This window comes from Gilliamella sp. Choc4-2 (assembly GCF_001690355.1).
Lineage (GTDB): Bacteria > Pseudomonadota > Gammaproteobacteria > Enterobacterales > Orbaceae > Gilliamella > Gilliamella apicola_A.
The window spans coordinates 50212-66382 of record NZ_LZHG01000044.1; the positions used below are offsets into that span (position 1 = coordinate 50212).

The 16171-nt window shown below is 29.9% G+C and carries 13 protein-coding genes; 2 read left to right on the top strand and 11 right to left on the bottom strand.

Translation table 11 applies throughout. The annotated features are described in order from the left end of the window. The 5 genes from A9G34_RS06480 to A9G34_RS06500 all read right to left on the bottom strand — a co-directional run bounded on the left by A9G34_RS06480 (window position 1) and on the right by A9G34_RS06500 (window position 7370). Window positions 1-1077 carry a glycosyltransferase family 10 domain-containing protein gene (locus tag A9G34_RS06480; protein WP_065569240.1) on the bottom strand — a complete coding sequence of 359 codons (1077 nt, stop codon included), beginning with the start codon at window positions 1075-1077 and terminating at the stop codon, window positions 1-3. Between the two features lie 151 nt (window positions 1078-1228). Further along, a complete protein-coding gene (gene msbA / locus A9G34_RS06485) occupies window positions 1229-2998 on the bottom strand; it encodes a lipid A ABC transporter ATP-binding protein/permease MsbA (protein ID WP_065569241.1) in 1770 nt (589 codons plus the stop codon). Window positions 2999-3021: 23 nt separating this feature from the next. Then, the gene (gene msbA / locus A9G34_RS06490; protein ID WP_065569242.1) at window positions 3022-4758 is read right to left on the bottom strand and encodes a lipid A export permease/ATP-binding protein MsbA; all 1737 of its coding nucleotides are present in this window, start codon (window positions 4756-4758) and stop codon (window positions 3022-3024) included. Window positions 4759-5096: 338 nt separating this feature from the next. Next, complete coding sequence (locus A9G34_RS06495) at window positions 5097-6128, bottom strand: hypothetical protein (RefSeq protein WP_065569243.1); 1032 nt, start codon at window positions 6126-6128, stop codon at window positions 5097-5099. A gap of 162 nt (window positions 6129-6290) precedes the next feature. Then, window positions 6291-7370, bottom strand: coding sequence for a glycosyltransferase family 2 protein (locus tag A9G34_RS06500; protein WP_051824999.1), 1080 nt, complete (start codon window positions 7368-7370; stop codon window positions 6291-6293). Between the two features lie 947 nt (window positions 7371-8317). On the opposite strand from A9G34_RS06500, the gene A9G34_RS11130 reads away from it, so the two are divergent. Next, on the top strand, window positions 8318-8386 hold the full coding sequence (locus tag A9G34_RS11130; protein ID WP_442902655.1) for a hypothetical protein: 69 nt from the start codon (window positions 8318-8320) through the stop codon (window positions 8384-8386). A gap of 652 nt (window positions 8387-9038) precedes the next feature. Here the strand turns inward: A9G34_RS11130 and A9G34_RS06505 are convergent. The 3 genes from A9G34_RS06505 to A9G34_RS06515 all read right to left on the bottom strand — a co-directional run bounded on the left by A9G34_RS06505 (window position 9039) and on the right by A9G34_RS06515 (window position 12564). Next, window positions 9039-10154: a glycosyltransferase family 2 protein gene (locus A9G34_RS06505; RefSeq protein WP_065569244.1), complete on the bottom strand. Its 1116-nt coding sequence runs from the start codon at window positions 10152-10154 to the stop codon at window positions 9039-9041. Between the two features lie 149 nt (window positions 10155-10303). Further along, window positions 10304-11602 (bottom strand): UDP-glucose dehydrogenase family protein, encoded by a 1299-nt coding sequence (locus A9G34_RS06510; protein ID WP_034943359.1) that lies wholly within the window; start codon window positions 11600-11602, stop codon window positions 10304-10306. After that, window positions 11602-12564 carry a UDP-glucuronic acid decarboxylase family protein gene (locus A9G34_RS06515; protein ID WP_065569245.1) on the bottom strand — a complete coding sequence of 321 codons (963 nt, stop codon included), beginning with the start codon at window positions 12562-12564 and terminating at the stop codon, window positions 11602-11604. Before A9G34_RS06515 ends, A9G34_RS06510 begins: the two co-directional genes overlap by 1 nt. A 437-nt stretch (window positions 12565-13001) precedes the next feature. Between A9G34_RS06515 and A9G34_RS06520 the strand changes: the two genes are divergently transcribed. Then, entirely contained in the window at window positions 13002-13895 is an 894-nt protein-coding gene (locus A9G34_RS06520; RefSeq protein ID WP_065569246.1) for a hypothetical protein, read from the top strand. On the opposite strand, the gene rfbD is transcribed toward A9G34_RS06520, so the two are convergent. From rfbD to rfbA, 3 genes are read right to left on the bottom strand one after another with little or no spacing between them, the layout of a single operon-like run. Beyond that, window positions 13887-14753, bottom strand: a complete 867-nt coding sequence (gene rfbD / locus A9G34_RS06525; RefSeq protein ID WP_065569247.1) for a dTDP-4-dehydrorhamnose reductase — start codon at window positions 14751-14753, stop codon at window positions 13887-13889. The genes A9G34_RS06520 and rfbD overlap by 9 nt on opposite strands. 7 nt (window positions 14754-14760) lie before the next feature. Further along, window positions 14761-15291: a dTDP-4-dehydrorhamnose 3,5-epimerase gene (rfbC, locus tag A9G34_RS06530; protein ID WP_065569248.1), complete on the bottom strand. Its 531-nt coding sequence runs from the start codon at window positions 15289-15291 to the stop codon at window positions 14761-14763. A gap of 8 nt (window positions 15292-15299) precedes the next feature. Further along, window positions 15300-16166 carry a glucose-1-phosphate thymidylyltransferase RfbA gene (rfbA, locus tag A9G34_RS06535; protein WP_034943370.1) on the bottom strand — a complete coding sequence of 289 codons (867 nt, stop codon included), beginning with the start codon at window positions 16164-16166 and terminating at the stop codon, window positions 15300-15302. Window positions 16167-16171: the final 5 nt, after the last annotated feature.

The window sequence follows — 16171 nt, forward strand, 5'->3', positions numbered from 1 at the left end:
TCAAAAATTATCTTTTATATAAGTTTTGTACATATAGTCTTCATTATTTGCAAATTTTTGGACGGTAATGAAATTTTTCATAATCGCCTTTTTTCGAGATAAATAATCTGCCTCATTACATTGATTAATTATATATTCAATATTATCAATTTCACTTTCATCTACTCGGATAATACCATCTTCATCAAAAAATTCATAAATTTTAGTCGCTCCAATGTAGATAGGCACTGTCTGAGTTGCAAAGCAATTTGTCAATTTTTCGGTAAAACAATATGGTGATATTTCATTTTCAAAGATAATAGAATACCGATAATCTTTCAAAGTATCATAAGGTTCAACAATGTTACCACCGTCAAACGTTCCAAACGTATCAACATTGGGATTATTTTTTAATTTAATCGCAGTCGCAATTCGTTTAAGATGTAAATCACATAATCTTTTTCCGGAAGATATCATGGATATATTTTTTATCTTTTCATAAAATAAGTTTTGTTGAAAGATTCCCTCTAAGTTAGGTAACATAATAAAATCTCTTGTAAAAAGTTTTATGTCTGCACAAAAAGGAACAAATCGAGCATTTGGTATTTCGTTTAATAATTTTTCATCATAGGTAAATATCAAATCAAAATCTTTTTCTAACCCCAGATAGTTTTTGAATATATCATAACTATCTGGTTTTATACCTTTTGTTTCAACTAGAGCACCAAAACGATTACGTGGTGACCCCATTGTTTCTAACATACGACCATGGGTATATAAATGTAAAGGCAATTCGAAATTGTATTTATCCCAATAGATAAGGTTACTTGTTTGCGATGAAGCATCAGGGCGATAGCGATCTCTTAAAAACATGACCCGAATTTTTTCACCTTTTTTATTGTAAATTTCGGGTTCAATGGAACATAGTCTTACATTAGGCTTGTAGATAGGAATATAGATATTTTCATAAATTTTTGCATTTTTTCTATATAATATATAAGGAGTTTTACTACCATATTTCTTTTTAAAGAAATATTTTTTTTTGTTATCTTTTATAAATAGACAAATAAAATCGACTACAATCCTTTTTAAACTCATCATATTACCTTATATTTCTAAGCTAACTTTACTACATTGCTGCTTTAAAATTAATCACTATAAACAATGAATATATCGATACAAATCAAATTTTTTTGAATTTTATTTATTGTTAAATATATAACCGTAAAATCTGCAATGCCACAATAAATTATCCTAATTGATTTGATAAATACAATTTAGCATAAATACCTTCTTTTTGAAGTAATGTTTTATGATTACCTCGTTCAATTATATGCCCATTATCAATAACTAATATTTCATCAGCTTTTTCAATAGTAGATAATCTATGTGCTATAACAATAGCTGTTCGGCCTTTTTGCAATTCATCTAAGGCTTTTTGAATGGCTCTTTCTGATTCAGTATCTAGCGCAGAAGTAGCCTCATCTAAAATTAAAATTGGGCTATTCCGTAAAAGTGCTCTAGCAATAGCAATTCGTTGTCTTTGCCCACCAGATAATAGCGAACCACCTTCACCAACCTTGGTATCAAATCCATTTTCACATTGTATAATGAAATCATAAGCATAAGCCTTTTTTGCAGCTTCTTCTATTTCCTCTATTGTGTACTCACCAATCCGACCATAAGCAATATTGTTAGCAATAGAATCATTAAAGAGATGAACATTTTGTGATACTAATCCAATTTGATTACGCAAAGAATTTAACGTTAAATCCTGTATATTGTAACCGTCAATGAATATTTCACCTTCAGAAATATCATAAAAACGCGCTAATAAACTAGCTATTGTCGTTTTTCCTGAACCTGATCGCCCAACCAATGCTACAGTTTTTCCAGCTGGGACTGAAAAACTAATATCTTGTAAAGCCAAATCTTGCCGTGTTTCATAACCAAAAGATACATGATTAAACTTAATATCGCCCTTGACTCTTTCGATATTTACAGTGCCTTTATCTGATTCTACTGGTTGTTCTAAAATAGCAAAGAGTGTCTGACAAGCAGCCATACCTTTTTGAAAATTAGCATTAACACTCGTTAAACTTTTGATTGGTTGCATTAATGCAACTAATGATGAAAAAACAACAGTAAATTCACCTGGTGTTATATTTAGTTCAGGATCACTTGCAGTAAGCAAGACAAATGCTATTGCGAAGGAAATAACTGATTGTATAATTGGTGTAGACAATGCTGATATAGACACTAAACGCATACCATCACGACGAAATTTATTACTTACTTTTTCAAAATTTTTTGACTCTTCATCTTGGGCTCCAAATACAATTATTTCTCGATGCCCTTTAAGCATTTGCTCGACCGACATGGTAACATTACCCATGGAGTTTTGCATATTTTTGGCTAATTTTCTAAACTTTACAGAAATAAAGGTAATTAAGCTAACAACAATAGGAGTAACAATAATTAAAGACAACGATAACTGCCAGCTGTTATAAAACATTGTGTAGAAAAGCCCACATACAAAAGCTGATTCACGTATTATTGTAATTAAGGCATCTGACGATGAAGCAGCGACTTGTTCTGTATCATAAGTAATTCTAGATAATAACCTTCCTGTTGAAGATTGATCGTAGAAGCTAACAGGAGCATCAACAAAGTGAGCAAATAACCTTTGTCGAATCCGCATAACAATTTTACCTGAAACTAAGGCTAAAAATACAGAATAACCATAATTTGCAATACCTCGCATCAGTACTAAACCAAAGATGAAAAAGGGTGCCATATATAAAAACTCTTGATCATTCATTGAAAACCCACGATCAAGCAATGGGCGCAATATGCCAATCAATGAAGTATCAGCAAATGCACTAATAATTAACAAAATTACTGATATAAATAAAATAAATTTATGTTGTGCAATATATGGCCATAACTTCAAAAAAGTTTGCCATGTTGATGAATCTCGATCTATATCATTAATATTTTTATGGTTATTTTGAGTCATATTTTTTTACTAAATCAACTATTTTAAGAGTTAAATTGCATTTTATGCATTAATGCATAAATACCATTTTGTTCGATAAGTGATTGGTGATTGCCATCTTCTACAATTCTACCGCTATCAATAACTAAAATACGATCAGCTTTTTCAATCGTCGATAAACGATGAGCAATGATAATCGAAGTTCTACCTTTTTGTAATCTTTCAATGGCTTCTTGGACCAGCTTTTCTGACTCGTTGTCGAGAGCTGAGGTTGCTTCATCCAAAATTAAAATTGGGTTATTTCGTAATAATACTCTTGCAATAGCAATACGTTGCCGCTGACCTCCAGATAATAAAATACCATTATCACCAATTTCAGTATCAATACCATGCTCTAATTTATCAATAAATTCCATTGCATTAGCAAGTTTAGCCGCATTAATAATCTCTTCTAGACTATGCTGACCTTTTTCACCGTAAACAATATTATCTGCAATAGTTCCATTAAATAAATGTACTTGCTGAGACACATAACCAATTTGATTTCTTAATGACTTTAAAGTATAGTCTTTGACATTTATAGAATCTAAACATATTTCACCTTGTTCTAAGTCATAAAATCTAGGAATTAAGCTTGCAATAGTTGATTTACCTGCTCCTGAGCGCCCAACTAAAGCTAACGTTTGTCCTGCTTTAATTTTTAAATTAATATTATTAAGAGCTGGTGAATGAGCCGTTGGATACTGATATGTTACATTTTTGAACTCAATATCACCTCGAATATGATTAGCAACAATCGTTCCACTATCTTCTTCTAATGGTGAGTCAAGCAATTCAAATAATGATTCACATGCCACAGCACCTTTTTGTAATTCCACATGTAAACTGGTTAATTCCCGTAGTGGACGCATCACCGCAACCATAGCAGAAAAAACCACAGTAAAAGAACCTGGTGTGATATCTAAACTCTGGCTTGCAACGAGATATAATATTAATCCTAAACCACATGTTGCAATCAACTGTATAATCGGCGTAGATAATCGGGAAACAAATTCGATTTTAAGTAAACCACGTCGAAAAGTGTCAGTAATTTCATTGAAATTAGATCGTTCATACTCTTTTGCATTAAAAACTAAAACTTCCTTATGCCCTTTTAGCATTTCATCAGCTGCGGCAGTAATCTCCCCCATACCTTTTTGCATCGAAGTAAGTGTTTCTCTAAATCTTTTTGCAATAAATTGAGCAACCAGAATAATTAAAGGTACAAGAATAATTAATACTAATGCTAATTTCCAATTACCATAAAACATCACTATACATAAACCAACAGCGTATGTTATTTCGCGCACAAGAATAATTAATGCATCAGAAGAAGCTTTCGATAACATTTGAGTGTTAAACGTAATAATTGATACTAAATCACCAATAGACTGTTTTTCATGATAACTAACTGGACTTTTCATTAAATGGTTGAAAATCATTTGTCTAAATTTAGTGATAACTTTACCTGACAACCAAGATAAACAATAGGTTGATCCATAATTGGATAAGCCTCTTAATGCTATTAACCCAATAATAGCAATAGCAATAGTAATTAAAAGCCCATAGTTTTTATCCATTAGACCATTATCAAGCAACGGTTTGGTCAACGATATTAAAGTTGAATCTGTAATTGCATTTAATAAAAGACCCAAAATTGCAACAAACAAAGCCTTTTTGTATGGCTTTACAAATGGCCAAAGTTTTATAAGTGCAGTCAAGGAATTATATTTTTTGGACATAATTTAAAATTTTATATAAGTAAATTGGAAAGATTATACTATAAAAAAAACGGTATTGATTAAATTATCGAACTATTACCTTTTTTTTACATTACATAATGTAATCAATTTTCAGAACATTATTTAATACTAGCTATTAATTATATTTGAGTTTTTACCTATCCCAAAATTAGAAATCATTTACAATGCGCTGAAATAATTGCAGAAAAAATAAAACATTCAAAGTATATATACTAGTATATAATTAATTTCTATGTTAATTATTTACATCTTATAACTATATGATTTCTAATAGAAATAATTATTAAATACTTTTTATAGCATTAAAAATTAAAACTCTATTGATAAACATCTTCAAAAACTCCTTTCAATCCTATTGGATTAATAGAAACTATTTCTATATCAGGATAAAACTGATCTTTGAACTTTTTAAATACGTGCCATCCATTTAAAAGAGAATCAATATTAGAAGAAAATGCATTTTGATCATCGTTATCAAAGTAGCCATTTTGGCATACATCGCACCCAACTAAATAAATTCGCTTTGGATGAGTATAAAGAGCAAATGCTAATGCAGAAAATACAACGGATCCATATTCTGGAAAAACTGAAGATGTAATATCAGGGAAAAAATCGGTAAAGAAACTGCCAACATAATATCGCTTAGCATTGGCTTTAATTAAATCTTTTTCCGGTATGGAAGCACCAAAAGTTATGCTGCTTCCATAAAATTTTTGACATGTTTCAGGATTATAATTATTTATTGCATCAATATCGTTTTTAAGACCAGTGATATCTTGAATAAAAATAAAATCAAGGCTAATATCACCACGTCTGAAAGCCCTATTTACACCAATATTGATTGTATTTTCAATTGGCTGATATTTTGCAAGCGTGGGACCAGTGCATAAAATGACTATATCTTGACCTGTAAATTTATTTTTAAAACCAGCAAAACTTTCCATATGAGCTTTTGAATAAGCATTAATATTGTTAATATTCAAAGATAACCCATTAAATTGATTATCAATATTTTTAGATAGGCTATTAATATTATTAATGCGTCCATCAAATTCATTCATAAATATATTGAATTTATTATCTATATTATAAGTGATCTTACTTATATGCTCACTGATATAGCCTTCTAACTTTTCATACCTAGCTGCATTCTCAGTTCGAATAATACTAACTTCATTTGCTAATTTTTCTGTAAGAGACTTAATATAGTTTAATTTCACTCTTTTCAAAATTTTAAAACCAAAAAAATAAACGCACATTAAGCTTTTTGAATTTACGACTTTAACACAATTTAATCCAAAAAGTTGATAATAACGAGTATCACCATTTTTTACTTTCTTATAAATCATAAAATTTTTATTTTCCTAAAATTATATAAATAAATCATTAAAATTATACTAATGAAATTTACTTATAATTACAACATACTAGTAAATTATGTGTTTTATATACATCTTATTTTTGAATAATATTTAGAATATTAACTAGCCGAAATTATTATTCGAAAATAATTACATTTTTTTATAAGTTTTATAAATATAATAAGGAAAAAGAAAATAAGAAAAACTAAAAGTTAATACTTTTTTGATAAATTTTTTGACGGGTTTCTTTTTTTTCTTTTTATTATCTTCTTGATAAAAAGGCTGGTAGTATTTATCCTTTATATTCAGTAGAGGAACTTTATTTTCAATATCAGGAAAACAATCAAGATCCAAATCAAATAATATGGTTTCATTACAATAATTTAAAAAGAAAATAATTTCTTCCTTACTGTTACACATCCCTATTACCCATTTTATTAATCCTGATAATATTACAATAAAATAAGTCTTATTATCATTTAATAAATTATTATCTGAAAGCCTTAATAATAAATATTTCATTACATCTATTGCATCAAACATCTTTTTCCTATCTTTAGCTGAAAAATATGTTTTATGCATTATAGAATCACTTCGAAGTAAATAATTATAAAGATGAACATCAATAGCATAAATCGTTTTTGCACAACAAAGATATTGCAATACAAATGCCATATCATCATGATAATAACCTGAAGGAAAGGCTATATTATATTTTTCAATAATACTTCTTTTAAAAATTTTATTCCAAAGAACACTATTAACTCTAGTTTTAAAAGGAAAAGTTAATGAATGAAGACCATAATAAGTTAGCTTATGATAATCAATATCATTATCACGCAAATCATATTTTTGTTCATCTTTGACAACATTACAATTACATATGGCTAAATCAACACTTTTAGATTGAATAGTTTCCAACATTTTTTCACACATTGTTGGCTCGTACCAATCATCACTATCACAAAACATAATGAATTCACCACAAGATTTTTTTAATCCTTTGTTTCTTGCTTCTGCAGGCCCACTATTTTCTTGATCAATAACAATTATGCGTTTATCTTTTTGTGAAAAACTATTCAATATAGTTAAAGAATTATCTTTAGAACCATCATTAACGCATATAATTTCAATGTTTTTAAAAGTTTGATTTAATAAACTATCAATGCACTTTTTAATAAATTTATCACAGTTGTATACAGGTATAATAATTGATATATCAGGTAACATCTATTCCTCACAATATAACTGATAGAGAAAAATTTTTTCTAACGTAAATTTTTTATTATACGATAAAACCAAGAAATTTCTTATTTTAATTTTTTCTTTGTATTTTTTATATAGCTATCCCATAAAATAGTACAGCTCAAAGTAGATATTCCAGTTAAAGAGCTTTGCCGAAAATATGGCATGAGTAATTCAGCCTTTTATAAATAGAGAGAAAAATATAACAGTATGGAAAACTCAGATAACAAACTTTTAAAATAATTTGAAGCAAAATATCGGAAGATTAATCAAGCTTGTTGAGTTAAATTTAAAATCACAGCTTCATGAGAAAATCATAAACAAGCTAGCTCCCACCAAAGACGAAAAACATCAGCAAAAGAGCTACAAGTTACTAAATATATCTTAATTACCATAAGTTGTTCTATTGATGGATTAAGTGGTAGTGCTTACTACAACTTAACTTACTAGATGACTCAACGATTATTTTGATATTGAACAATATATAGATGAAAAACATTTACCTGGGGAGCCTAAATATTTTCATTGTATATCTGAAATCTAGGCTATAAATGGAAGCATAGCCGTATTTATTGGGTATATTGTGAGTTAAAATTTAACCTCAAAATAAAGCGTAAAAGCGTATCCCACTATTAGCACCAGAAAAAGTGAACGCTCTTCAATAAATAAGGTAAATATTGATCAATGGATTTTATGAATGATAGTAGTCAAAATCAACGTTATATTAGAACTTTCAACATCATCAATAATTTCAACCGAGAAGCATTAGGGATTCATTGGCATTGCTGTCAAATTATCGGTTGGTAGAATTTACCTATTATCTAGATAAATTGACTGATATCATCGGTGATATAATCAAAATATGGGGCAATAATGAACCTGAATTTACTGGAAGAATCTTTACCTCTTGGGCAAAACCTTAAAGTATCACCATTGATTATATTGAGCCTGATAGCCCATATCAAAATGATTACAATGAACGATTTAACCAGACTTACTGAACCGATGTGTTAGATTTGTATTTTTTAACAACCTAGAACAAGCTGGGAGAATGACCGAAGAATCACTCGCCATTTATAATACTTAAAGATCCCATGAGGTATTAAATAATATGATCCCTATTGAATATAGTCACTAAAATAATCAACATAATTTTCTACGTTAGTTTTGGACTAAAAATGGAGTATTTACAGTTAAACCACATAAAGCAGTTTTGGAAAAAACGCCTTATGAGTTTTTAGAAGATTATTTTAACCATGGAGTATAAATAATTGGGTATTTTCTGTTTTACTACTTACTAAACCTAGTGAACTGTATTATTATCAATTGTGCCAATAAGCCCTTTTTTGTCAGAAATTAAAACGTTGGAAAACCATGATGTTCTAGCCCTCAAAATTTCCTTGGGATATATTGCACAGTGACAAACTCGCATTCGCTATAAATTATACTTCCAGTGTGTTGCAATGTGCTCGTTTATTGTAAATTAGACCTGTATTTAGAATCAATTTTGATGATTTTTTTCAAATGTATATTATTAATATTGTTTTAGGCATAAAGCATTGTTATTGTTAATTTTTGGAGAAATTAAATTATAACAACAACTTTATGCCTTTTTAAAGATAAACAACTCCTAAATTGCTTTTTAAAAAATTTTTATAATTTTTTATATATTCGATAAATATAATATGGAAAAAGCAAATAACTACGAATGATAACTAATATTTTACCAAAAATCATTTTGTTAACTTTAGTTATTTTCTTAATCTCTTTCTGACTGGATATATTATTTTCTTTTTGAATATTATGTAGCTTTCTGAAGAAATCATAATTTTTATCTTTTACCATATTTATGTAATAACGTTCATTACTTTCAGGGAAAATATCTAGATCTAAATCAAAAATCAGTTTCTCATTACAATAATTTAAAAAATAAACCATTTTCTCTTCATTGTTATTATATTTTAATACCCATTGAATCACTGAAACTAACTTTGTTATAAAAAGCTTTTTATTACCAACTAAATTATTATTTTCAACTAATTTAGAATAAAAATATTTCATTGCATCAATTACATCAAATAATTTTTTTTCATGATTTGGTGTAAAATAAGTTTGATGCATTATCGAATTGCTTCGAAATACATAATTATATAGATTACAATCAATTGCATACAAATTTTTTGACGAACAAAGATATTGTAAAATAAACGCCACATCGTCATGATAATAACCAGATGGAAAATCAATATTAAATTTATCAATAATACTTTTTTTGAAGATCTTATTCCAAAGGACACTACTAACTTTATGCCTCAGTTCAAAAGTCAACGTGTGATATCCAAAAATATTTAGTTTATGATAATTAATATCATCATCACGCACATCATATGATTTGTCATACTTTACAATATTGCAATCACACATAACCATATCGACATTTTTTAGTCTTATTGTTTCCAACATTTTTTCACACATAGTTGGTTCATACCAATCATCGCTATCGCAAAACATGATGTATTCACCTTGTGCAATAGCTAGTCCTCTATTTCTAGCAATTGCTGGACCTTGATTTTCTTGGCTTAACAAAACGATATGAGAATGTTTACTAGCATAATCCTTTAAAATGTTAAGCGACTCATCAGTAGATCCATCATCGATACAGATGATTTCTATGTTATCTATAGTTTGATTTAATAAACTATCAATACTTTTTTTCAAATATTTATCACAATTATAAACAGGTACAATAATTGATATATCTAATGACATTAGAACCTCATAATATTCAAATTAGTTAAACTAGCCGCTGTATACCCATAAATAAAGTTATTCAAGATAATAAATTTATAATGTTAATTAATCGCTCTACTACAAGAACGCTCATATCAATCCTACCTTATTGCTAATATAGTTTTGATTTATTTCCCTATTCTAAAATATGAAAAACCAAGCTTATTAGCAAGATCACAATCTAAAAGATTACGAGCATCAAAAATATTTTTCGTTCTCATCGTTGACGCTATGCGATTCAAATCGTAATTTTTAAAATCATCCCATTCAGTTAAAATTACTAAAATATCTGCCCCATGAGCTACTGAATACATGTCATCAGCATAACAAATTTTATCGTCAAGCAGCTCTTTTGCATTTCCCATTCCTTTAGGATCATAAGCAATAATTTTTAACTCTGCTTTTAATAATTCTGCAATAATTTCCATTGCAGGACTTTCTCGACAATCATCCGTACCACCTTTAAATGCCAGCCCTAATACAGCAATTTTTGCATTTTTAACACTACTTACTTTTTCAATAATTTTTCCAGCAATATTCTGTTTTCGTTTTTCGTTGCCTTTTATTGCCGCATCAATTAGTGTAAGCTCCACACCATTTTGCTTAGCCATAAAATGCATGGCATGAGTATCTTTAGGGAAACAGCTGCCACCATAACCTGGTCCAGGGTTTAAAAATTTATTACCGATACGAGAATCTAACCCCATTCCTTTCGCTACTTCGTCTATATCAGCATGTGCTTTTTCACAAAAATCCGCCATTTCATTGATATAATGGATCTTCATCGCTAAAAATGCATTAGAAGCATATTTGATCGTTTCACTTGATCTTCTTTTCACAAATAAAATTTTTGATTTTTCAGAAAATGGTTTATATAACTCCGTTAATATTTCTTTTGCCTTTTCTGAATTGGTTCCTATTACAATACGATCAGGATTGAAAAAATCATAAACCGCAAAACCTTCTCTCAAAAATTCAGGCAAAGATACCACGTCAAATTTTGCCTCTGGGTTTCTTTTAGAAATTAACATTTCGATATCATCACCTGTACCAACAGGAACAGTAGATTTAGTTGCAATCACTGTATAGCCATCTAGATATTGAGCAAGTTCGGTAGCAGCTGCATGAACATATTTCATATCGGCTTCTTTAGTCACTGGATGGGGCGGTGTTCCTACTGCAATAAGGACAATATCTGCCCCAGCAACTCCTTCTTGCATAGAGGTTGTAAATGAAATATTTCCATTTTTTAAGTTTTTCTTTAATAGTTCTTCTAAACCATCTTCAAAAAGAGTAACTTCGCCTCTTTGTAATTTTTCTATTTTTGACAGTTCTCTGTCAATACAGATAACTCTATGACCTAATTCAGCTAGTCCAACACCTGTAGGCAACCCTACGTATCCCGTACCAATAATACCTATTTGCATTATTTATCACCTCTATTATTCATTATTTCAGATTTAAAATATTCAATCGTTTTGTCTAAACCATGATCTAAATCAATCTTTGGTTTCCATGATAATTTTTCATTCGCTAGAGATATATCAGGTTTACGCTGAGTAGGGTCATCTTTAGGCAAGTCACAATAAACAATTCTAGATGTTCCACCAACTTTAGCTATTACTTTTTCAGCTAACTCTTTTATCGTGAATTCACCTGGGTTACCTGTATTTACTGGTCCAACAAAATCATCCGAAGTTTTCATCATTTTGATCATTGCATCAATTAAATCATCTACATAACAAAATGAACGAGTTTGAGTACCTTCCCCGTAAATAGTAATATCTTCTCCACGCAGTGCTTGGCAAATAAAATTACTTACGACTCTTCCATCTTTTGGATCCATTCTTGGGCCATAAGTATTAAAAATGCGAATAACTTTTATTTTTACATTTTCTTCGCGATAATAATCAAAAAATAAACTTTCTGCACAACGTTTTCCTTCATCATAACAAGCTCTTATACCATTAGGGTTTACATTTCCACGATAACTTTCAACTTGGGGGTGAACTAACGGATCGCCATAAACTTCTGAAGTAGAGGATAACAATATTTTGGCATTTTTCTCTTTTGCCAATTCAAGTAGATTAATTGCCCCATAAACACAAGTTTTTGTTGTCATGATGGCAGCTTTTCCCTGATAAGCAGGAGGCGAGGCTGGACAGGCTAAATGATAAATTTCATCTAAAGAGCCATCGATTTCAATAGGATTAATAACATCATGGTTGATAAATGAAAAATTAGGGTGATCGATTATACTTGCCAAGTTTTTCATTCTACCTGTATAGTTATTATCCACGCAAATTACTTTGTTTCCTTCATTAATCAGTCTGATGCACAAATTTGATCCGAGGAAACCACTCCCACCTGTTACCAAAATGCTTGCCATTTATAATCTCCAATAACAATGACTTTATAATTTTTTAGCAAAAACGAATTTCTAGCTTGCTATATTTAATTTAATTTAATTTAATTTAAATTGATTTGATTTATTTTTTGACTAAATATGAATTAAAATATTATATTTTTCTTTTTAATTCTACAACTTATGGAGTGAGCAATGATAAATCTATATTCATGTTCTCCCTAACAAAAAAATTATTTAGCTTTACAAGCGAGTAAGTATAACTATATTATCTCATTATTGACAATATATTTTGTAATTATTTTGTAATTCATTGTAATCTTATTAGCTCTCCTCACTTTTCAATATTACAAAAAAACAGGTAAGATTCCCTTCAATTTGATTAATTCATATAGCAACCTTCCCTAAACATAAAAAGTTAGAATATAATAGCGCTAAAATAAATACACCTAACTATATAAATGAAAATTACGGCTATAATTATTTTATACAATGCAAATATTGAAAATTCTAAAACTTTTCAATCATTATTAAGTTCAGATAAAAATGGTATCACTTTAAATGTAATTATATGGAATAATGGCCCGAAAGCACTGAATCATCAGGAATGTATACAATATAAATCCATTTGTGACAGTAAAAACATTCACCTTTCTATCTATGAAAACCTTTATAATATTGCTTTAAGTAAAATCTACAACATTTTTATTAAGCAAGAAAATTTTGATTTTTTCACTATCTTGGATCAAGACTCAATATTAAATAATGATTTTTTCCAAAACATTATCATGAATGATAATTTTGATGTAATTGTTCCTGAAATCTATTCTACTGGATGGATTTCAGAACAAAATTCATTATGTTTCCCAATATATCACGAAACACGAAAACTTTTTGATAAAAAAGTTTTTACTATGGGAGAAATTGAGTCTATCTCATCTGGATTAACACTATCTAACCAATTAATAAAATATATAATCAAAAAAAAGCAAGCTGTTTTCGACGAACGTTATGCACTTTATGCCATTGATACCAGTTTTTTCCTTGATTTAAAAGCATTAAAACAAACTCAATTTAAAGGGATATGTGTGGGGAAAATTAATCATTCTTTGGATTTTAACTTACAGGATAGAAAAAAAATAAGCGCCACAAGAAGACTAGAAATGGAATATTCAAAAGTATTAAATAAAATTTTTTATGATAAAAAAAGCCGGTTAAATGTCTTTTTATATTTATTAAGAAAATTTACAAGAAGAGAGTATTCGTTCTCAGAATTTCTTGAATTAGTAAAATGTCTTTTTAGAAAAAAACACCCTCGTTCTTGTATACCTCTAACAATGAATCAATTACTCTAAATGGATGCGAGGAATCGCATCCATTAATGCTTTATTCCAATCAGACCCTTTTATCTCTAACTGTTTTATTTTATCCATGTTTAAAACAGAATATAACGGTCTTTTAGCCTTAGTTCGATACGCTGAGGTTAAAATTGGCTTTACTATTATATTGTGATTAGTCATAAGATTTAATTCATTAGCTGTTGCAAATATCTTAGAGGCAAACTGGAACCAACTTACATACTTATCACCACAATAATGATATATGCCACCTTGAATATCATTCATTAACATTTTTAAAATCGTTTTAGCAATATCACCTGCATACGTTGGACATCCTAGCTGATCATTAATAATGGTTAATTCAGATCTAGTTTGACCAAGTTTTAACATTGTTTTGACAAAATTATTGCCATATTCGCTAAAAACCCAAGAGGTTCTAATTACAATTGCAGAGGAATAATTATCTAAGACAAACAATTCACCAGCTCGTTTAGTCTCACCATAGACATTAACAGGATTGGTTAAATCATCCTCTAAATAAGGGGAGCGTTTGGTACCATCAAAAACATAATCGGTCGAAACATGAACTAGTTTTGCTTGATATTTTTTGGCAATTATTGCTAAATTCTTAGGACCGACTGCATTAACTTTATAAGCTAATTCATATTCATCTTCTGCTTTATCTACTGCAGTATATGCTGCAGCATTTACAATGGCATCTGGTCTATGCAAGGCGACAAAATTATCAACAGTTAAGTCATCAGTTATATCTAATTGCTGGCTGTCTGTGGCAAGTAATTGCCAATCTGAAGGAAAGATATCTTTAAAACAATGTCCTAATTGACCATTAGCACCAGTTAACAAAACTTTCATCAATTAACTATAACTCCTGTAGTTTTTTGCCTAACTTATCTTTTGCCGATAGTAATGGATTTGAAATCGGCCATCTGATATTTACTGTTGGATCGTTCCACAATAAACACCCTTCTGATTTAGGATCATAATAGTTAGTACATTTATATTCAAAGTCAGCAATATCTGACAACACAGCAAAACCGTGAGCAAGCCCAGGGGGAATCCACAGCTGCGTTTTATTTTCTTCTGTTAAGGTAACACCAACCCATTTTCCATAAGTTGGGGAATCTTTACGAATGTCGACAGCTACATCAAAAACTTCACCTCTAACAACTCGAACAAGTTTTCCTTGAGGATTTTGCTTTTGAAAATGTAATCCCCTCAACACCCCTTTTTGTGAACGAGAATGATTATCTTGAACAAAATTAAGTTCTATACCTAACATATCTTGATAACGTTTTTGCTCAAAAGTTTCGAGGAAAAAACCTCTTTCATCGCCAAACACTTTAGGCTTTATAATTTTTACACCCTCAATATTCGTTGCAATAACTTCCATTTTTCCACCTATTGCTCTATCAATCTTGCTAAATATTGCCCATATAATGTTTTGCCTGAACTAACAGCTTCTTCTTTTACTTGTTCAGCGCTTAACCAACCATTACGATAAGCTATTTCTTCAAGGCAAGCTACTTTGAGCCCTTGCCTTTTTTCTATCACTTGAACAAACGATGAAGCTTCAAGTAAACTGTCATGTGTACCTGTGTCAAGCCAAGCAAAACCGCGACCTAGGATTTCAACGTTTAACAATCCTGCATCCAAATACATTTGATTAAGAGTCGTAATTTCCAACTCACCACGATGAGATGGTTTAACTTGTTTTGCCATTTCAACCACATTTTCATCATAAAAATAAAGACCAGTTACAGCCCAATTGGATTTTGGTTTGACGGGTTTTTCTTCAATGGATAACGCTCTAAAATTTTCGTCAAAATCAACGACGCCAAATCGTTCTGGATCAAGCACTTGATAACCAAAAATTGTTGCACCTTTTTTTTGAGCAGCAACTCTTGCTAATTTTTTGCCAAAACTCTCTCCAAAGAATAAATTATCACCCAGCACTAAAGAACAGCGTTGTTTTTGAATAAATTCTTCACCAATTAAAAAAGCTTGAGCTAGCCCTTCAGGTTTAGGTTGTTCAGCATAACTAAGTTTAATGCCAAATCGTGAACCGTCACCTAATAATCGTTGAAACATGGGTAGATCATCAGGAGTAGTAATAATCAAAATATCACGAATACCAGCAAGCATAAGCACCGATAAAGAATAATAAATCATAGGTTTATCATAAACAGGCAACAATTGTTTAGAAACACCACGAGTTATAGGATAAAGGCGAGTTCCTGACCCACCTGCAAGTACAATTCCTTTCATAAATT